The sequence below is a fragment of the Methylobacterium fujisawaense genome (assembly GCF_039619325.1).
GTDB classification, from domain to species: domain Bacteria; phylum Pseudomonadota; class Alphaproteobacteria; order Rhizobiales; family Beijerinckiaceae; genus Methylobacterium; species Methylobacterium fujisawaense.
This window is the reverse complement of the sequence record NZ_CP155000.1, coordinates 5,485,217-5,504,195: the sequence shown is the minus strand read 5'-3', so window position 1 is coordinate 5,504,195 and position 18,979 is coordinate 5,485,217. Positions and strand designations below refer to the sequence as shown.

Genomic DNA, 18,979 nt, shown 5'->3' with positions numbered 1-18,979 from the left:
ATCTCCTCAGGCCGTGCGGCCGCCATCGACCGGCAGATCGACGCCGGTGATGAAGGCCGCCTCGTCGGAGGCGAGGAACAGGGCGGCCGACGCGATGTCGCTCGCCTGGGACAGGCGGCCGAGCGGGATCGTGGCGATGAACCGGTCGCGGTTTTCGGGGGTATCGGGCACGCCCATGAAATGCTCGAGGAGCCCGGTGGCGCCCATGACCGGGCAGAGGGCGTTCACCCGGATCTTCCAGGGCGCCAGTTCGAGCGCCAGGGACTTCGAGGCGAGGCTCGCCGCGCCCTTGGAGGCGTTGTACCACGTCAGACCCGGCCGCGGCCGCAGAGCCGCCGTCGAACTGACGTTCAGGATAACGCCGCCGCCCGCATCGCGCATGAGCGGGGCGACCTTCCGGACGTAGTGAAAGATCGACTTCACGTTGACCCGGAAGACCCGGTCGAAGTCTTCTTCGGTGACCTCCATCAGCGGCTTGTTGCGGTGTGTGGTGCCGGCGTTGTTGACCAGGATGTTCGGCAGACCGAAGCGCTGCCGTGTCTCGTCGACGCTGGCGATGACATCGGCGGCGAGGCCGACATCTGCAGCGATGGCGATGGCGTTGTCGCCCAGATCCGCCGCGACCCGCGCGGCGGCCGCGCCGTCGATGTCGATGCAGGCGACCTTCGCCCCCTCGGCGACGAAACGCTGGGCGATCCCCGCTCCAAAGCCGCTGCCGGCGCCCGTCACGAGCGCGATCTTGCCGTCGAGCCTCATCGTGTCCTCCCCGCGTGTCGTTCGGTGTCGATCTCTAGGTCCTCAGGTGCCGGGCGCGAACTCGGCCCGGATACGCGCGCCGTGCGCGTCGATCGCCGGGACGGGGCCGAGGGCGCGGATCTGCCCGTCGACCAGCACCGGCGGCGCGACGATGCGGGCGGATCCGGCGGGTGTCCCGACCTCCGTGCGGATCAGCGCCGGGTGGGTGACGAGGTCCGCAAGCGTGTTGACGAAGCCGTAGGCGGTGCCGGCGGCCTCCAGCCGGGCGGCGGCGGCGTCGCGGCTCAGCCGCACCAGCTCGGCGCCGATGCGCAGGTCGACGGCGGCGCGGTTGGCGACCCGGGCGTTGTTGGACGCGAAGCCTTCGGCGCGGGCGAGATCCGGCTCCCCGAGCACGCCAGCACAAAAGCGCGCCCATTCGCGCTCGTTCTGGATCGAGATCAGCACGAGGCTGCCGTCGGCCGTGGGGAAGGCGCCATAGGGACAGATCGAGGGATGGGCGAGGCCGACCCGCTGCGGCGCCTGCCCGGTTCCCTCGAAATAGAGCAGCGGCACGTTCATCCAGTCGGCGGCGGCGCTGAACAGGCTGACCTCCAGGGCGCAGCCCTGCCCGGAGATGCCCCGGGCGATCAGAGCCTCCAGGACGGCCGCATGGGCATCCATGCCGCAGGCGACGTCGCAGACGGACACGCCGACCCGGCCGGGTCCCGCCGGATGGCCGGTGATGCCGGCGAGCCCGCTCTCCGCCTGGACCAGCAGGTCGTAGGCCTTCATGTCGCTGTACGGGTTGCCGGCACCGTAGCCCGAGATGTCGACGGTGATCAGCCGGGGATTGCGTGCACGCAGCTCCGCCGATCCGAAGCCCGCGCGCGCCGCGGCGCCGGGGGCGAGGTTCTGCACGAACACGTCGGCCCGCGCGAGGATCGCGTGCAGGAGCCGGGCATCGGCCGGGTCCTTGATGTCGGCGACGAGGCTCTCCTTGCCGCGGTTGAGCCAGACGAAGTAGCTCGCCAGGCCGTCGACCGCCGCGTCATAGCCGCGAGCGAAATCGCCTTCCGGCCGCTCGATCTTGATGACCCGGGCGCCGGCATCGGCGAGCCGCGAAGTGCAATAGGGGGCGGCGACGGCCTGCTCCAGGGCGAGCACGGTGAGCCCTCGCAACGGCAGGTTCTGGCTCATCCGCACCCTTCGTCTTTGCGCCGCCCCGCGAGGCTGGAGCCGGAACAAGTGGAACGGCCGGAGGCTCCGCCAAGCGGGCGGCGGTGACAGGGCTGCCCGGTCGTGGGCCTCCGGCCGGGCTTTCATACGGTGCCGGCGAGGCCGGCGGTCGAGCCTACTCGGCTGCGTGCAGCGTGGGCGGTCCGCGGACCTCCTCCACCGGCTCCGCGTCCGCGCGGGCGACCTGCGTCGCCTCCGGCCGGTCGCGGAAGGACAGGCGGTGGGCCAGCCGGTCGAGATAGATGTAGATCACCGGCGTCGTGAACAGCGTCAGCACCTGGCTCACCGCGAGGCCGCCCACCATGGCGTAGCCCAGGGGCTGCCGGATCTCGGAACCGGTGCCGGTGGCGACCATCAGCGGGATGCCGCCGAGGAGTGCCGCCATCGTGGTCATCAGGATCGGCCGGAAGCGCAGCAGCGCGGCCTTCCGGATCGCGGCCTCGGGGGTGAGCCCCTCCTCGCGCTCGGCGACGATGGCGAAGTCGACCAGCATGATGCCGTTCTTCTTCACGATGCCGATGAGGAGGATGATGCCGATCAGCGCGATCAGGCTGAAGTCGAATCCCGCCCACATCAGCACCGCCAGGGCGCCGACGCCGGCCGACGGCAGGGTCGACAGGATCGTGATCGGGTGGATGAAGCTCTCGTAGAGGATGCCGAGGATCAGGTAGACCACGAACAGCGCCGCCAGGATCAGGAGCGGCACCGTCGAGAGCGATTGCTGGAAGGCCTGGGCGGTACCCTGGAAGCCGCTCACCACGGTCGGCGGCACCTGCAGCTCCCGCATCGCCCGGCCGATCGCCTCGGTCGCTTGGCCCAGTGCCACGTCGGGAGCGAGGTTGAAGCTGATCGTCACCGCCGGGAACTGGCCCTGGTGGTTCACGGCGAGCGGCGCCACCGGAACGGTCGTCCAGTGGGCGAAGGCCGCCAGCGGTACTTGCCCGCCCCCGATCGGCGCCTTGATGTAGATCCTGTCGAGGCTCTCGACGCTGCCCTGCAGCGCCGGCAGAACCTCCAGCACGACGTGGTAGCTGTTCAGCTGCGTGAAGTACTGGGCGATCTGGCGCTGGCCGAACGCGTCGTAGAGCGTGTCGTCGATCAGCTGAGGCGTGATGCCGTAGCGCGAGGCGGCGTCGCGGTCGATCGACAGCGTCAGCGTCGTACCGCGGGTCTGCTGGTCGGTGGCGACGTCGCGCAGCTCCGGCAGGGTCTTCAGCGTGTCGAGGATGCGCGGCGCCCAGGCGTTCAGCTCGGCGAGATCCGGATCCTGGAGCGTGTACTCGAACTGGGTCCGCGAGGTGCGGCCTCCGGTGCGCACGTCCTGGGTGGCCTGGATGAAGGTCCGGATGCCCTCCACGCGCTCGAGTTTCGGCCGCAGGCGGCCGATCACCTGGAAGGCATTGGCGTCGCGCTCGTCGCGCGGCTTGAGCGTGATGTACATGCGCCCGGAATTGAGCGCCTGGCCGTTGCCGCCGAGGGACATGCCGACGGTCGCCACCGCCGGATCGGCCTGGACGATGGCGCCGACCTTCTCCTGCAGCGCCTGCATCGCCGAGAACGAGATGTCCTGCGACGCCTCGGTGACGCCGATCATGAAGCCGGTGTCCTGCTGCGGGAAGAAACCCTTCGGGATCGCGACGAACAGGTAGCCCGTCAGTGCCAGCGTGGCGAAGAACACCAAGAGCGTGACGCGGCGGAACCGCAGAGCCACGTCGAGGGCATCGGCGTAGACTGCAAGCAGCCCGTCGAACGCGGCCTCGCTGATCCGGTAGAGGCGGCCATGGCGCTCGCCGTCGTGTGGCTTGAGAAGCCGCGAGGCCATCATCGGGGTCAGCGTCAGCGACACGAAGGCCGAGACCGCGATCGTCATCGACAGCACCACGGCGAACTCGCGGAACAGCCGGCCGATGATCCCGCCCATGAGCAGCAGCGGGATCAGCACCGCGATCAGCGACACCGAGATCGACACGATGGTGAAGCCGATCTCGCCCGCGCCCTTGAACGCGGCCTCCATGGGCCGCATCCCCGCCTCGACGTAGCGGCTGATGTTTTCGAGCACGACGATGGCGTCGTCCACCACGAAGCCCACCGAGATGGTGAGCGCCATCAGCGAGAGGTTGTCGAGGGTGTAGCCCGCCATCCACATGAGCGCGCAGGCGCCGAGCAGCGCGAGCGGCACCGTCACGCTCGGGATCACCGTCGCCCAGAAGCTGCGCAGGAAGACGAAGATCACCCCGACGACCAGCACGATCGTCAGCATCAGGGTGAATTGCACGTCCTCGACCGAGGCGCGGATGGTCTGGGTGCGGTCGCTGAGGATGCCGACCTTGATGGCGGCCGGCAGGGTGGCGGTCAGGCGCGGCAGCTGCGCCTTGATGCTGTCCACCGTGTCGATGACGTTGGCGCCGGGCTGCTTGAACACGACGAGGAAGATGCCGCGCCGGCCGTTGGTCCAGCCGGCCTGCTTGGTATCCTCGGGGCCGGCGACGGCTTGGCCGATGTCGCGCACGCGCAGCGGCGCGCCGTCGCGATAGGCGATGATGACGTCGTTCCAGTTCTGCGCCGCAGTGAGCTGGTCGTTGGCGTAGATCGTGTAGCTGTGGCTGCCGCCGTCGATGCTGCCCTTGGGGTTGTTGACGGTGGTCAGCGTGAGCTGCGCGCGCACGTCCTCCAGGGACAGGCCCTTGGCCACGAGCTTGGCCGGATCGATCTGGACGCGGACCGCCGGCTTCTGCTGGCCGCCGATGAAGACCTGGGCGACGCCGGAGATCTGGCTGATCCGCTGGGCCAGCTGCACGTCGACCGCGTCGTCCACATCGATCAGCGGCAGGCTGTCGGAGGTGGCCGAGAGCAGCAGGATCGGCGAGTCGGCCGGATTGACCTTGCGGTAGGTCGGCGGGGTCGGCAGGTTCTTCGGAAGCTGGCCGCTGGCGGCGTTGATCGCCGCCTGGATGTCGCTCGCCGCGCCGTCGATGTTGCGGTTGAGATCGAACTGGACCGTGACCGTCGAGATCCCGAGGGAACTCGTCGAGGTCATCTGCGCCACACCCGGGATCTGCGAGAACTGCCGCTCCAGCGGCTGCGCCACCGACGAGGCCATCGTCTCCGGGCTCGCGCCGGGGAGCTGCGCGGTCACCTGAATCGTCGGGAAATCGACCTGCGGCAGCGGTGCGACGCCCAGCAGCGGATAGGCCACCACCCCGAGGAACAGGATGCCGACCATGATCAGCGTGGTCGCCACCGGAAACCGGATGAAGGGTGCCGAGATGCCGCCTTTCACCGCTCGGCCTCGCGCTGAACTGCTCTCGTCATCGCCGCCTCGCTCAGCCTCAACGCACCGCCTCCGCCTGCGCGGTGTGGGCGGCGTGCGGGTCACCCACGAGGCTGCCGTCCTGAACCTTGTACTGACCGGCGACGATCACCCGCTCGCCGGGCTGCAGATCGCCGCTGAGGATCCGGGTCCGCCCGGAATCGGAGCGCCCCGCTTTCAGAGCGCGCTGATGGGCGTGGTTTCCGTCATCCACCGAGAAGACGAACAGGCCGTCGGGACCGTGCTGGACGGCATTGTCCGGTACGGTCATGGCGACGGCGACCGTGCCGACCCGCATCTTGGTGGAGACCGACAGGCCCGGCCACAGGGCGTGGATCTTGTTCTCGAAAACGGCCTTGAGGCGGATCGTGCCGGTCGCCGTGTCGACTTGGTTGTTGAACAGGGCGAGCTTGCCGTCCGCGAGCTTCGTCAGCCCGTCCGAACTCCAGGCTTCCACCGGGACGTCGCCCTTGCGCAGGGCTGCGGCGATCGCGGGCAACTGATCCTCCGGCGCCGTGAAGACGACGAAGATCGGCTCCACCTGCGTGATCGTGACGATCGGGGTCTGCCCCGCCGCGTTGACGATATTGCCGATATCGACCTGCCGGAAGCCGGTGACGCCGTCGATGGGCGCGCGGACCGTCGCGTAGCCGAGCTGCGTCGTGGCGTTGTCGATGGCCGCCTGATCGGACGCCACCTGCGCGGTGAGCTGGGCGACCAGGGCGGTCTGCGTCTCGGTCTGCTGCCGGGAGGCGTAGGCGCCCAGTCCGGTGTAGCGGACGAGGTCGGCTTTGGCGTTGCCGAGATTGGCCGTGTCCTGTTCCTTCTTGGCCTTCGCCTGAGCGAGCGCCGCCTGATAGGGCCGCGGGTCGATCTGCACGAGGACATCGTCCTTGTGGACGGTCTGTCCCTCCCGGAACGCCACCTGCTGGATCTCGCCGTCGACCCGCGTGCGGACCTGGACGGTGTTGTACGCCTGCACGGTGCCCAGGCCGTTCGAGACCAGGGCGAACGGACCCTGCTCGACCGTCCCGAGGGTGACGGGCATAGGAAGCGCCGCCGCCGCCACAGGTTTCGCGACGGGCCGGTTCAGATACGTGTAGCCGTAGGCGGCGCCGCCCGTGATGGCGAGGAGGAGCAGGCCCAGACCGGCCGCGCCGGAGCGTCTCGATGCGGGGCCCGGCGCCGGTCGATGGACGCCGTCGTCGTCCGTGCGCGTCACCGGCGCGTCCGATCGAAAAGTGTCGCGCTCACGCACGTCCTCATTCAGCATGCGCCGTCATCCGCCCCTTGGCCCGAAAGCTCCGCACAGCCGGAAGATTTTGCATCCATTAGCATACAATCCGCGTTCCGGACATCGTGGCGTCCAGCCGATCACGGCAAAGTTCCCCGACGTAAAGCGTGCAAGCGCCGACGGCAGAGGGTAGCGTCACGCCGTCCGACACCCCGTCCGGACGATCCGTGCCTGGTGCGGCGGCGCGGAACATCCGCCGATGCCGCGCCGAGGATGTGAGACCGGGACGCCGCATGGCCTCGACGCTGGAACTGGATGGCCTGAACGAGCTGCGCGATGCGCTGATCGAGGAACGGCAGATCATCGTCGCATCGGTGCGGAAACTGCGCGACGCGCGGCGCCGGAAAGGCACGTTCGTACTGGGTGACGGCGCCGATGCCGGTCCGCGGCTGGTCGCCGTGCAGGAGCAGATCGAAGTGGTCGAATCCATCATCGCCGCGCTCACGCAATCCCGGACCTGACGCGACCCGGATCCGCATCGTCGGAAAATCCGTTCCGGGCGCCTCGTCCGGAATGCTGTTGTCCGGCACTGCCACAGTTCGATGTCCGGGATGTTTCTGAGCTCTTTGCTCGGCCTTCCCGGGATCGGATATGCGCCGCTCGGTCGGCCCTTGAAGTCAGACGCCGGTGTGCCGAGTCATCGATCAGTCCTGCGGCAGGATTCGACGCCGCGCTTTGCCGAAAAAAGGCCCTTGATCCAGCCCTGCACAATATTGGTGCCTCGGCGGTGCTGGCAGGTCCCGGCAGTCGAATGGGACGGCGCGCTGCCTCGGCGCCGGTGCTCGTTTGCCGGTTATGGATTCGTCCGGGCGTGACGATCCACGCGGCTTGTACAGGCTCTGCACATCTTTCGGGCTGGACGATCGCGATACCGTGCTGTTAGCCCAACGCAACTCAAGGCGCAGGACTACGAAGATGGACGCCTTCGATCACGCCGGAACGGCGCACGACGCCGACGAAACCCTCGACACGCCTCACGAGACCGAGCTTCTGGCCCTCTGGCGCGCCCTCGCGGCCGACAGGCGCGCTCGGGACGAGCGCATGGCACGCCTGCGCGCCATGCGCCTGATCGGCGGAGACGACGGAACCGACTGATCAATCGGTCTCCGGCATCCCGTCCTGAATGCGGCTCGCCAGGACGAAGCCGACCGCCATCGCCATGGCTTCGGCCTGTGCGATCAGCTTCGGCTCGCCGGCATCGCGCGCCGCCTGCAGCAGCTGGATCGCGTGGCGGCCGAGACGGAGGGTCACGTCCTCTTCGCCCGCTGGGTCGTCGTCCGGCATCCCGTGGCTCTGGGCGCGGTCAGTCATTGTCGTGCCTCGATCTCGGGGCGGCTGGCATGGGCTTGAACGGCGAGGAGGTCGCGATCCACGATTGCGTGTCCGTGACGTCGCCGAAGACCCGCATCACCGCGCTCACCGACCGGTGGATCTCTTCGGCGCCGATGTCCTCCAGATCGTGGCTGGCGGAGGCATCGGACAGGAAGGTCACGTCCTGACCCCGGTGGAAGCCGTCGACCGCCGTCGCGAGGCAGGAGGATTCGGCGGCGAAGCCCGCCATGACCAGGGGCGGGCTTCCGCGCTCCATCGCGTCGGCGAAGGCGGGGCTCGCGTAGCAGGAGGGGCGGTCCCGGTCGAAGATCATGTCGCAGCCGTGGGGCTCGAACCCCTCGATCCAGCGGGCGTAGCGGCTGCCCGCCTGGAACAGCGGCGCCCCGACCCAGCGGACATAGGCCACCTGTATGCCGCTCGCGCGGGCATGCGCGAGGGCGCGGCGGCAGTTTTGGAGCGCGGGCTCGATCCCCGACAGGGCGAGCGGACGCCCGGCGATCTCGTATTCCTGCTGCATGTCCACCAGCACCAGAACCGGGACGCTGCGGGGCCGGCGATACAGCGCCGGATTGATCGGCCGGTTCATCGCGCCGCCACCGTCCGGTCCACGGAGGGCCGCGTCACGGCCCGGCTGCGGGACCGGTCGAGGGTTCCCGCCCGGTGCCAGCGTCCTTCCGGCCGGATGATGACGTAGGGGTCGGCGCCGAGCCCGATGGCCTGCGGATGCGGCTCCGCCTCCATCAGCATCTCGACGTAGTCGAAGTCCGAGAAGACCAGTTCCTGCGCACCGTCGAAGATCCGGAAGCCGAAGCGGCTCCAGAAACCGACGAGGCGCTTCTGGGCGTGGCCGTAGAGCCGGCGGTAGCCCTTCACCCGCGCGAGTTCGATGCCGGCCCGGACCAGGGCGAAGGCCAAGCGGGTGTTGCGGAACTCGGCCCGGACCGCAAGGCGCTCGATCTTGGCGAAATCCGCGAAGAACCGGATGCGCAGGCAGCCCGCCGGCTCGTCCCCGACATAGCCGATCAGGTGCGTTGCCGAGAGGTCGTTGCCGTCGAACTCCTCCTCGTAGGGGCAGGCCTGCTCTGCCATGTAGACGGCGGCGCGCAGGGCGATGACCCGGGACAGATCCTCCAGGTTCCGCGCGACCGCGACGCTGGTGCCGGCCCCGCCCGGCTTGTGGCTGTCGTAGAGCGGTGCGGCCTCCGTCTTCGGCCCGCGGGCGAAATGGTACAGGTCCACACAGCCGGTCTTGCGGACCGTGAAGCCGAGCGTCGTGAGCAGATCCGCGCCCTCGGGCGTCGCCGCCCGGGCGTAGAAATCGACGCCGCGATAGGTTGGGCTCGACAGACGGTCGAAGACGAGGCTGACGCCACCCGCAAGCCGCCGCCGCGCGTAGACCGCCCAGACATAGATCCCGGCCGGACGTTCGTGCTGACCGGCCAGCATCGCGGCCGGTGGATCCGACGCATCGAGCGTTCCCGTCTTGAGCGCGGCCAGGCCGGCCGCATTCAGCATCAGGCAGGCGACGAAGCCGTCGCCCTGCGGACGTGCCGCATCGAACTTGTGTTTCTGGGCAATCGCCAGGACGCTGTCCGGATTGATCGACATCACGCGCTGCACGACGTGCAGGGGTGCCAGATCCGGCAGATCTGTACGCGCATCTTCGATCAGGCGCCTGAGATCGTCCGGCGCCGGCATGAATACGACGAGATGACGGGCGATACGATCGACGCGCAACATGCTCAGGTCATGCCGCGGCTCCACAGTGACTGACGCTGGACCAAGTTGATCCGTATCCCCCGCCACGAACTGGCCGCGAGCCATGTGCAGTGTCATCGGATGACCTGTCATTCGGTTTCGGATTGACGGTCCAGCACTTCGCATCTAGCGCTCTGGCTGTATGTGCAAAAATTGAAACAGGGGTGTTCCGTCGATGGAACAGACGGAGGCAAGCCGGGGCTCGATGCCCGACTGGCAGAGCATCCGAGTCTTCCTGACGCTCCAGCGGTCCGGAAGCTTCCGATCGGCGGCCGCCAAGCTCGGCCTGTCCGTGAATTCGGTGCGTCGCCGGATCGGCGATCTCGAGGCCCTGATCGGTGCCCCGCTGATGACGCGGCATGTCGACGGGATCCGTCTGACCACCGAGGGGCAGGCGATCCTGGACGCGGCCAACCGCATGGAGGCTGCGGCGTTCAGCCTGGTGCGCACGGGCGAGGTCGCTCCGTTCGCCGAGACCGGCGAGGTCCGCATCGCGGTGACGGAGGGGCTGGGGGCGTTCTGGCTCGCGCCGCGGCTCGTCGAGTTCCAGCGCGCCAATCCGCGCCTGACCGTCGACCTGCGCTGCGCCATGGAATCCGCCGACGTCCTGCGGCTTGAAGCGGACGTTGCCATCCAGCTGACGCGCCCGACGAGCCCGGACCTGCGCGTCGTCAAGCTCGGCCGGATCCACATGGTGCCCTATGCCGGGCGGAGCTACGTGGAGACGTATGGGCTTCCTGATCGCCCCGAGGATCTCGCGCGCCACCGGATCGTGGTTCAGGACGGCAGCCAGACCATGCGCCTCGAGGATTACGTGCGCTCAGTGCCGGGCTTTCCCGCGACGGTGCCGATCACCCTGAAGATCAATGTCAGCAGCGCGTATTACTGGGCGATCGCGAAGGGCGCCGGGATCGGCCTGCTGCCGACCTATGCCAGCGCGATCGGCGCGCAGGTCGTCCCGGTGGACAATCTCGGCCGCTTCGGCGTCGACATCTGGCTGACCTATCACCCGGATGCGGAGCGGATCGGCCGCGTGCGGCGGACGATCGACTGGCTGCGGGCGTCCTTCGATCCGAAGCGCTATCCCTGGTTCCGGGACGAGTTCATCCATCCCCGCGACCTGCCGGGCGCCGTCAAGGGCGAGCCCCTGCCGGACCTGTTCGCCGGGTTCATCGCCATGACGTCGTGACGTCGCCGGGGCCCTGAGCAGCCCCCGACCGTCGATGGCCCGAAGCGTCTCCACGGGGCCCGCCTTGGCCTTGACCGCGCAACGCGCATGATCCTTGCTCCGGCGGCCACGACGACGAGGTTGCCCGTGCTGCTGACACCCCGCGAAAAGGACAAGCTGCTGATCGCCATGGCGGCACAGGTGGCGCGCAACCGCCTCGCACGGGGCGTGAAGCTCAACCACCCGGAGGCGGTGGCGCTGATCACCGATTTCGTGGTCGAGGGCGCCCGGGACGGCCGCACCGTGGCCGATCTGATGCAGGCCGGCGCCAAAGTGCTGACCAGCGATCAGGTCATGGAGGGCGTGCCGGAGATGATCCACGACATCCAGGTCGAGGCCACCTTCCCGGACGGGACCAAGCTCGTCACCGTGCACCACCCGATCCGGGGGACGGCCTCGGCAGACGTCCCCGGGGCCGTGACGACGCTGCCCGGCGAGATCGTCTTCAACGCAGACGCCGAGCGGACCGTGCTCGAAGTCGCCAATGTCGGGGACCGGCCGATCCAGGTCGGCTCGCACTATCACTTCTTCGAAGTCAATCCGGGCCTCGTGTTCGAGCGGGAGCAGGCCCGCGGCAAGCGCCTCGACATCGCGCCGGGCACCGCCGTGCGTTTCGAGCCGGGATCGACGCGGGAGGTCGCGCTGGTGCCGCTCTCCGGCGGACGCACCGTGTACGGTTTCCGCGGCGACGTGATGGGCAAGCTCTGACCATGGCCAATTCGCCCAAGCCCGCCAGCCTGCCCCGGTCCGCCTACGCCGACATGTTCGGCCCCACGGTCGGCGACCGTATCCGCCTCGCCGATACCAGCCTGGAGATCACGGTCGAGCGCGACTTCACCACCTACGGCGAGGAGGTGAAGTTCGGCGGCGGCAAGGTCATCCGCGACGGCATGGGCCAGAGCCAGGCGACCAACGCCGACGGCGCCGTCGACACGGTGATCACCAACGCCGTGGTCCTCGACCATTGGGGCATCGTGAAATGCGATGTCGGAATCGTCCGCGGCCGGATCTTCAAGCTCGGCAAGGCCGGCAACCCGGACGTGCAGCCCGGAATCGACATCGTGGTCGGCCCGGGCACGGAGGTCATCGCCGGCGAGGGCAAGATCCTGACGGCGGGCGGCTTCGACAGCCACATCCACTTCATCTGCCCGCAGCAGATCGAAGAGGCGCTCTGCTCGGGGATCACCACGATGCTCGGCGGCGGCACCGGGCCGGCCCACGGCACCTTCGCCACCACTTGCACCCCGGGCCCCTGGCACATCGCCCGGATGATCGAGGCGGCCGACGCCTTCCCGATGAATCTCGCCTTCGCCGGCAAGGGCAATGCGTCCCGGCCGGACAGCCTCGTCGAGATGGTGCGGGCGGGTGCCTGCGCGCTGAAGCTGCACGAGGATTGGGGCACCACGCCCGCGGCGATCGACACCTGCCTGTCCGTGGCCGATGCCCACGACATCCAGGTCATGATCCACACCGACACGCTCAACGAATCGGGCTTCGTCGAGGACACGATCGCCGCCTTCAAGGGCCGGACGATCCACGCCTTCCACACCGAGGGCGCCGGCGGCGGCCACGCCCCCGACATCATCAAGGTCGCCGGGCTGCCGAACGTGCTCCCGTCGTCCACGAACCCGACGCGGCCCTACACGTGGAACACGATCGACGAGCATCTCGACATGCTCATGGTCTGCCACCACCTCGACCCGTCGATCCCCGAGGATCTCGCCTTCGCGGAGAGCCGGATCCGGCGCGAGACCATCGCGGCCGAGGACATCCTGCACGATATCGGCGCGCTCTCGATGATGTCCTCCGACAGCCAGGCCATGGGTCGGGTCGGCGAGGTCATCATCCGCACGTGGCAGACCGCCGACAAGATGAAGCGGCAGCGGGGCGCGCTGCCGGGGGATGCCTCCGGCACCGACAACCTGCGGGCGCGCCGCTACATCGCCAAATACACGATCAACCCGGCCATCGCGCACGGCATCTCCCGGCACATCGGCTCGGTGGAGCCCGGCAAGCTTGCCGACCTCGTCCTCTGGACGCCGGCCTTCTTCGGGGTGAAGCCCGATCTCGTGCTGAAGGGCGGCAGCATCGCGGCCGCCCCCATGGGCGACCCGAACGCCTCGATCCCGACGCCGCAGCCGGTGCATTACCGGCCGATGTTCGGTGCCTACGGTCGGGTCCCCTTCGCCACCGCCCTGACCTTCGTCTCCAAGGCCGCCGTCGAGGACGGCCTGCGGGAACGGCTCGGCGTCCAGAAGGACCTGGTGGCCGTGGAGAATGTGCGCGGCGGCATCTCGAAGAAAAGCATGATCCTCAACGACGCCACGCCCGAGATCGAGGTGGATCCCGAGACCTACGACGTCCGGGCCGACGGCGAGCTGCTGGTCTGCGAGCCCGCCGAGGTGCTGCCCATGGCGCAGCGCTACTTCCTGTTCTGAGCGGTCCCGTCCGATGATTCGCGCCACCCGCATCCTTCGCCGGGACGCCCTGTCCGGCGGCGAGATCGTCGACCGCGTCGTGCTCGATCACGGCGACCGGCATCGCCGCCGGGTCGCCATGCGCGGCGCAGGCGGGCTGGGCTTCCTGCTCGACCTGCCGGAGCCGGCCGTGCTGGAGGACGGCGACGCCCTGGTCCTACAGGACGGCCGCCTCGTCTGGGTCGAGGCGGCGCCGGAGCGCCTTCTGGAGATCCGCGCACCGGACGACCATGCCCTCAAGCGCCTGATCTGGCACATCGGCAACCGGCACATCCCCGCCGAGATCGGCGCGGACGCGGTGTGGATCGCCGATGACCATGTGCTCGCCGAGATGGTGCGCGGTCTCGGCGGCACCGCCGAGCCCGTGGAGCGACCGTTCCGGCCCGAGGGCGGTGCCTATTCCGGCGGCCACGCCCACGAGCATGACCATTCCCACGGCGGCCACCACCATCACCACCATGCCGGCGGCTGAAACCCTGGATTCGCTGCGTCTGATGGCGTGGCTGTCGCCGGGTTACCCGGTGGGCGCCTACGCCTACTCGCACGGCCTGGAATGGGCTGTCGAAGCCGGAGATATCCGCGACGAGGCCGGCCTGACGCTGTGGCTCGAGGACGTCTGCACCCGCGGCGCCCTGCGCAACGACCTGATCCTCGCGGCCGAGGCCCACCGGGCGGCAGGCGCCTCCGACGGCGCCGGCCTCATCGCCGTCAACGATCTCGCGCTCGCCCTCGCCCCGTCCCGGGAACTGCACCTCGAGACGAGCCAGCAGGGGCGGAGCTTTCTCGACGCGACACGCGGCGCCTGGCCCTGCCCGGCGCTTGCGGCGCTCTCCGAAGAACTGCCGGGTCCGGTCGCCTACCCGGTCGCCGTCGGGCTCGCCGCCGGGGCGCATCGCATGGCGCTGGCGCCGGTTCTCGCCGCCTACGGCCTCGCCTTCCTTCAGAACCTCGTCTCGGCGGCCCTGCGGGCGGCGCCCGTTGGCCAGGCAGCCGGGACGCGGGTGATCGCCGCCCTTGCTCCGCGGCTCGTGCCGCTGGCCGCCGCCGCCGCTGAGGTGGGGCTCGACGCCCTCGGTGCCGCCACCTTCCGCCTGGATCTCGGCTCCTTTCGGCACGAGACCCAATATTCCCGCATCTTCCGATCCTGAGTCTGAAGCATGACCTCCTCGAACGGCCCCCTCCGCGTCGGCATCGGCGGTCCCGTCGGCTCCGGCAAGACCGCCCTGATGGAGCAGCTCTGCAAGCGCTTCCGCGACCGCTACGAGATCTGTGCGATCACCAACGACATCTACACGAAGGAGGATGCGCGCATCCTGACCGTAGCCGGCGCCCTCCCCGAGGAGCGCATTCTCGGTGTCGAGACCGGCGGCTGCCCGCACACCGCGATCCGAGAGGACGCTTCGATCAACCTCGCCGCCGTCGCCGAGATGACCCGGCGGTTCCCCAAGCTCGATCTGGTCCTGATCGAATCCGGGGGCGACAATCTCGCGGCGACGTTCTCGCCCGAACTCGCCGACATCACCCTCTACGTCATCGACGTCGCCGGCGGCGAGAAGATCCCCCGCAAGGGCGGCCCGGGCATCACGCGCTCGGATCTGCTGATCGTCAACAAGACCGATCTCGCGCCCCTCGTCGGCGCCGACCTGTCGGTCATGGAATCCGACACGCAGCGGATGCGCGGCGCGCGGCCCTACGTGTTCGCGTCCTTGCGGGAAGGGGCGGGCGCGGATTCCGTCGCGCGCTTCGTCGAAGAGGCGGGCGGTCTCGGTCGCTGAACCGATGAGCCGGTCACGTCGAACGGGCGGCGCTCGGCCCTAGCGCCCGGCTTCGGCGGAGCGGGCGCGAACCGACGACGATTTCGGCACACCCATGAGCGCGTCGAGGCGGCTCATGCGGGCGTGGAAATCGTTCATGACGGTCTGGCGCGCCTTAAGTGCGGCGCTGGGCTGGACCTTGGCGGCCGCCTGACGCGGCCGTGCCTCAGCCTGGATCGTCGGAACGGCGAGAAGCGCCGCCAGCGCGGCGATGGTCAGGGTCGGTTTCATCGCGCGAGATCCCTCGTGCATCGGCGACGCCGAACGTCGCGAAGCCGCACGAGATTAGGCGTGCCGGACCCGGGGCCGCGTGCGCGAGCGCACAACACGTAAGATTGATCTGACTGCGCATCGAGCTGGCTCCGTCAGGTTGACAGCCCGTCGCGACTGATTCAACCCGCGGTATCGGGGCCTTCTGGACGGTATCGCGCATGCGAAATCTGCGGTGGCTCGCCGCCCTGCCCTTTCTGGGCATCCTGATCGGTCCGTTCTTTCTGAACCGGGTCGAACCCTTCGTTCTCGGCCTGCCGCTGCTCCTCGCCTGGCTGGTGTTCTGCGTGATCGGGACCTCGGCGGTGATGGCGGTGATCTATCTCACCGATCCCCAGAACCGAAGCCCGGAGGATCCGCGATGAGCGTCGCCCTCATCATCGTGGCGGCCGGATTCGCGCTGGCGATCGGCCTCGGGCTCTACGCACGATTGGGCCGTGAGATGGGCCTGGAACAGTGGACGGTGGGCGGCCGGGGCTTCGGCACCACCCTCGTCTTCCTGCTGATGGCCGGCGAGATCTACACGACCTTCACGTTCCTGGGTGGGTCCGGCATCGCCTACGGCAAGGGCGGCCCGGCCTACTACATCCTCTGCTACCTGACGCTCGCCTACGTCACCTCGTATTGGCTGCTGCCGCCCGTCTGGCGCTACGCGAAGCAGAACGGCCTCTACACGCAGCCCGATTTCTTCGCCCGCAAGTACCGAAGCCCGGCGCTCGGCATGCTGGTGGCTCTGGTGGGCATCGTGGCGCTGGTCCCCTACCTCGTGCTTCAGTTCAAGGGCCTGGGGATCATCGTCTCCACAGCGTCCTACGGGGCCATTTCGTCGACCGCCGCGGTCTGGATCGGGGCGGCCGCCCTCACCGTCTACGTGGTCGTCTCGGGCGTCCACGGCTCGGCCTGGACGGCGGTGATCAAGGACACCAGCATCCTGTTCGTGGTGGTCTTCCTCGGGATCTACCTGCCGGTGCACTATTACGGCGGCTATGGAGGGCTGTTCCAGGCCATCGAGGCGGCGAAGCCCGGCTTCCTCGCGCTGCCCGATCGCGGCCAGAGCCCGACCTGGTTCACCACGACGGTCCTGCTCACCGCCCTGGGCGGATACATGTGGCCGCACACCTTCGCGTCGCTCTACACGGCGCGCGAGCCCGGCGCCTTCCGGCGGAACGCCGTGATCCTGCCGATCTACCAGCTGATCAATCTCTTCGTGTTCGTAATCGGCTTCACGGCCGTCATGCAGGTGCCCGGCCTCACCGGCCCGGATGTCGATCTGTCGCTGTTCAAGCTCGCCCTCGCGACCTTCCCGCCCTGGGTCATCGGCCTCATCGGCGCCACCGGCGTGCTGACCGCTCTGGTCCCGGGATCGATGATCCTGATCGCCGGCGTGACCCTGGTGGCCAACAACCTCGTCCGGCCCCTGCGACCCGGCATGGACGATGCCGCCACCGCCCGGCTGTGCAAGATTCTGGTGCCGGTTCTGGCGCTGGTCTGCGTGGGCTTCACCCTGTCGGGCGGAGACACGATCGTGCAGCTCCTGCTGATGGGCTACAATTTCGTCACGCAGCTCTTCCCGTGCTTCATCGCCAGCCTGATGCGGCGCAACCCGCTCGATCGGCGCGCTGCGATGGCCGGCATCGTCGCGGGCGTCGCCACCGTGGCGGCGACCGTCCTGAGCGGGTTCAGCCTGTCCAGCCTCTCCGCCCTAGGACCGCTCCAGGACGTGAATGTCGGCATCGTGGCACTGATGGTGAATCTCGTGGTCACCCTCGCGGTGGCACAGCTGCTGCGCGTCGGGGCGACCGCCGCGCAGGCCGCTGAGTGACGGGCCTCAGGCCTGCCCGCGCCGGGTCGTGAGCCAGGATGCCAGTAGCACCGCGGCGCTCACCAGCCCGACCAGGAGGGTCGAGGCCGCGTTGATCTCCGGGTTCACCCCGAGTCTGACCTGGCTGTAGAGCCGCATCGGCAGCGTGGTCGAGCCGGGGCCGGACACGAAGCTCGCGATGACGAGGTCGTCGAGCGACAGGGTGAAGGCGAGGAGCGCCCCGGCGGTCAGAGCGGGCGCCAGAAGCGGCAGGGTGACGGTCATCAGCACCCGCGCGGGCGTCGCGCCGAGATCGGCCGCGGCTTCCTCCAGGGATCGATCGAGACCGCGCAGGCGCGCCCCGACCACCACCGCCACGAAGCCCGTGCAGAACGTCGTGTGGGCGATGACGATCGTGAGGAGGCCCCGGTCCAGCCCGATCCCGATGAACATCAGCAGGAGCGAGAGGCCGATCATCACCTCCGGCATCACGATCGGTCCGACGACGAGGCCGGTGAACAGCGCCCGTCCCCGGAAGCGGCCCTGCCGCTCGAGGACCAGGGCTGCGAGGGTGCCGAGGATCGTGGCGAGCAGGCTCGCAAGGATCGCGACCTTCAAAGAGACCCAGGCGGCTGCGATGAGCGGCGCGTCGGACATCAGCGCACCGTACCAGCGGGTCGAAAAACCGCCCCAGACCGTGACCAGGGGCGAGGCGTTGAACGAGTAGGCGATCAGCACCACGATCGGCGCGTAGAGGAAGACGAGGCCGGCCGCGAGGGCGGTGCGGGTGACCCAGGTCACGGGGACTCCCCCTCGCCCGCGCGCAGGCTGTCCCGGAACAGCACCACCGGGCCGATGACGATGGAGAGGATCAGGACCGCCACCGCGGAGGCCAGGGGCCAGTCGCGGTTCGAGAAGAACTCGGTCCAGAGCACCCGGCCGAGCATCAGGGTTTCCGAGCCGCCGAGAAGGTCCGGGATCACGAATTCGCCGATCATCGGGATGAAGCACAGGCCCGCGCCGGCCGCGATCCCGGGCAGGCTGAGCGGCAGGGTCACGGTCCAGAACACCCGGGTCGGCGAGGCGCCGAGATCCGCAGCGGCGTCCCGCAGCGTCGGGTCGAGGCGGTTCATCACCGCGTAGAGCGGCAGGACCATGAAGGGCAGATACGCGTAGACGAGGCCGATGATCACCGCGGCGTCGGTGTTGAGGATCGTGAGCGGCTCGCCGATCAGCCCGAGCCGGATCAGCGTGAGGTTGAGCAGACCCTCCGGTTTGAGGATCGCGATCCAGGCGTAGACCCGGATCAGGAAGCTGGTCCAGAACGGCACGACCACCAGCGCCACGAGGAGCGGCTGCCATCGGGAGGGGGCGCGGGCCAGCGCGTAGGCGAGCGGCGTGCCCAGGGCGACAAGGATCAGGCTGGCCAGGGCGGCGTAGGTCAGCGAGCCGAGGACGGCGTCCCGATAGAGCGGGTCGGCGTAGAGCGTCAGGTAATTGTCGAAGTTCAGGGCTTCGAGAAAGGTCGACCAGCCGTCGAGGCCGGCCCGCCAGTCGAGCACCGGCAGATAGGGGGGAATCGCCGTCGCCGGCTCCGACAGGCTGATCTTGAGGGTGATCGCGAACGGCAGCAGGAAAAACGCCGCCAGCCAGAGGAAGGGTGGCAGCCGCACCAGACGATCGAACAGCCGCGCCGGCATCAGGCCGCTCACCGGCGGGCC

The 18,979-nt window shown here is 69.0% G+C and carries 20 protein-coding genes; 10 read left to right on the top strand and 10 right to left on the bottom strand.

Translation table 11 applies throughout. The annotated features are described in order from the left end of the window. Positions 1-6: 6 nt before the first annotated feature. The 4 genes from ABC766_RS26045 to ABC766_RS26030 all read right to left on the bottom strand — a co-directional run bounded on the left by ABC766_RS26045 (position 7) and on the right by ABC766_RS26030 (position 6,557). Positions 7-756, bottom strand: coding sequence for a glucose 1-dehydrogenase (locus ABC766_RS26045; RefSeq protein ID WP_345819816.1), 750 nt, complete (start codon positions 754-756; stop codon positions 7-9). A gap of 42 nt (positions 757-798) precedes the next feature. Beyond that, positions 799-1,935, bottom strand: coding sequence for a CaiB/BaiF CoA-transferase family protein (locus tag ABC766_RS26040; protein WP_345819815.1), 1,137 nt, complete (start codon positions 1,933-1,935; stop codon positions 799-801). Between the two features lie 154 nt (positions 1,936-2,089). Continuing rightward, a complete protein-coding gene (locus ABC766_RS26035) occupies positions 2,090-5,254 on the bottom strand; it encodes an efflux RND transporter permease subunit (protein ID WP_179696795.1) in 3,165 nt (1,054 codons plus the stop codon). A 49-nt stretch (positions 5,255-5,303) separates the two neighbouring features. Beyond that, positions 5,304-6,557 (bottom strand): efflux RND transporter periplasmic adaptor subunit, encoded by a 1,254-nt coding sequence (locus ABC766_RS26030; protein WP_345819814.1) that lies wholly within the window; start codon positions 6,555-6,557, stop codon positions 5,304-5,306. A gap of 254 nt (positions 6,558-6,811) precedes the next feature. Between ABC766_RS26030 and ABC766_RS26025 the strand changes: the two genes are divergently transcribed. Beyond that, positions 6,812-7,039 (top strand): hypothetical protein, encoded by a 228-nt coding sequence (locus ABC766_RS26025; RefSeq protein ID WP_043353185.1) that lies wholly within the window; start codon positions 6,812-6,814, stop codon positions 7,037-7,039. Between the two features lie 454 nt (positions 7,040-7,493). Beyond that, on the top strand, positions 7,494-7,673 hold the full coding sequence (locus tag ABC766_RS26020) for a hypothetical protein (RefSeq protein ID WP_043353187.1): 180 nt from the start codon (positions 7,494-7,496) through the stop codon (positions 7,671-7,673). On the opposite strand, the gene ABC766_RS26015 is transcribed toward ABC766_RS26020, so the two are convergent. The 3 genes from ABC766_RS26015 to ABC766_RS26005 are packed head-to-tail and all read right to left on the bottom strand — an operon-like array spanning position 7,674 to position 9,650. Continuing rightward, on the bottom strand, positions 7,674-7,862 hold the full coding sequence (locus ABC766_RS26015) for a hypothetical protein (RefSeq protein WP_345819813.1): 189 nt from the start codon (positions 7,860-7,862) through the stop codon (positions 7,674-7,676). Between the two features lie 19 nt (positions 7,863-7,881). Further along, on the bottom strand, positions 7,882-8,496 hold the full coding sequence (locus ABC766_RS26010) for a cysteine hydrolase family protein (protein ID WP_043353190.1): 615 nt from the start codon (positions 8,494-8,496) through the stop codon (positions 7,882-7,884). Then, positions 8,493-9,650, bottom strand: coding sequence for a GNAT family N-acetyltransferase (locus ABC766_RS26005; RefSeq protein WP_236961370.1), 1,158 nt, complete (start codon positions 9,648-9,650; stop codon positions 8,493-8,495). Before ABC766_RS26005 ends, ABC766_RS26010 begins: the two co-directional genes overlap by 4 nt. 193 nt (positions 9,651-9,843) lie before the next feature. On the opposite strand from ABC766_RS26005, the gene ABC766_RS26000 reads away from it, so the two are divergent. The 6 genes from ABC766_RS26000 (at position 9,844) to ureG (ending at position 15,148) form a co-directional block, all read left to right on the top strand. After that, positions 9,844-10,857 (top strand): LysR family transcriptional regulator, encoded by a 1,014-nt coding sequence (locus ABC766_RS26000; RefSeq protein ID WP_075380417.1) that lies wholly within the window; start codon positions 9,844-9,846, stop codon positions 10,855-10,857. Between the two features lie 126 nt (positions 10,858-10,983). Then, positions 10,984-11,604: an urease subunit gamma gene (locus ABC766_RS25995; RefSeq protein ID WP_051975955.1), complete on the top strand. Its 621-nt coding sequence runs from the start codon at positions 10,984-10,986 to the stop codon at positions 11,602-11,604. Between the two features lie 2 nt (positions 11,605-11,606). After that, positions 11,607-13,334, top strand: a complete 1,728-nt coding sequence (gene ureC, locus ABC766_RS25990) for an urease subunit alpha (protein ID WP_342141197.1) — start codon at positions 11,607-11,609, stop codon at positions 13,332-13,334. Between the two features lie 13 nt (positions 13,335-13,347). Beyond that, on the top strand, positions 13,348-13,845 hold the full coding sequence (locus ABC766_RS25985) for an urease accessory protein UreE (RefSeq protein WP_043353196.1): 498 nt from the start codon (positions 13,348-13,350) through the stop codon (positions 13,843-13,845). Then, a complete protein-coding gene (locus ABC766_RS25980) occupies positions 13,796-14,521 on the top strand; it encodes an urease accessory protein UreF (protein ID WP_427902267.1) in 726 nt (241 codons plus the stop codon). Before ABC766_RS25985 ends, ABC766_RS25980 begins: the two co-directional genes overlap by 50 nt. A 9-nt stretch (positions 14,522-14,530) precedes the next feature. Further along, on the top strand, positions 14,531-15,148 hold the full coding sequence (gene ureG, locus ABC766_RS25975; protein ID WP_043353197.1) for an urease accessory protein UreG: 618 nt from the start codon (positions 14,531-14,533) through the stop codon (positions 15,146-15,148). Between the two features lie 39 nt (positions 15,149-15,187). On the opposite strand, the gene ABC766_RS25970 is transcribed toward ureG, so the two are convergent. After that, on the bottom strand, positions 15,188-15,418 hold the full coding sequence (locus tag ABC766_RS25970) for a hypothetical protein (protein WP_345819812.1): 231 nt from the start codon (positions 15,416-15,418) through the stop codon (positions 15,188-15,190). 200 nt (positions 15,419-15,618) lie between these two features. Here ABC766_RS25970 and ABC766_RS25965 point away from each other — a divergent pair, with 200 nt between their 5' ends. After that, entirely contained in the window at positions 15,619-15,822 is a 204-nt protein-coding gene (locus tag ABC766_RS25965; protein ID WP_043353201.1) for a DUF3311 domain-containing protein, read from the top strand. Then, positions 15,819-17,279 carry a sodium:solute symporter gene (locus tag ABC766_RS25960; RefSeq protein WP_342141200.1) on the top strand — a complete coding sequence of 487 codons (1,461 nt, stop codon included), beginning with the start codon at positions 15,819-15,821 and terminating at the stop codon, positions 17,277-17,279. Before ABC766_RS25965 ends, ABC766_RS25960 begins: the two co-directional genes overlap by 4 nt. 6 nt (positions 17,280-17,285) lie before the next feature. Here the strand turns inward: ABC766_RS25960 and ABC766_RS25955 are convergent, their stop codons facing one another. Further along, a complete protein-coding gene (locus ABC766_RS25955) occupies positions 17,286-18,059 on the bottom strand; it encodes an ABC transporter permease subunit (protein WP_043353206.1) in 774 nt (257 codons plus the stop codon). Next, positions 18,056-18,958: an ABC transporter permease gene (locus tag ABC766_RS25950; protein ID WP_345822842.1), complete on the bottom strand. Its 903-nt coding sequence runs from the start codon at positions 18,956-18,958 to the stop codon at positions 18,056-18,058. Before ABC766_RS25950 ends, ABC766_RS25955 begins: the two co-directional genes overlap by 4 nt. Positions 18,959-18,979 lie beyond the last annotated feature (21 nt).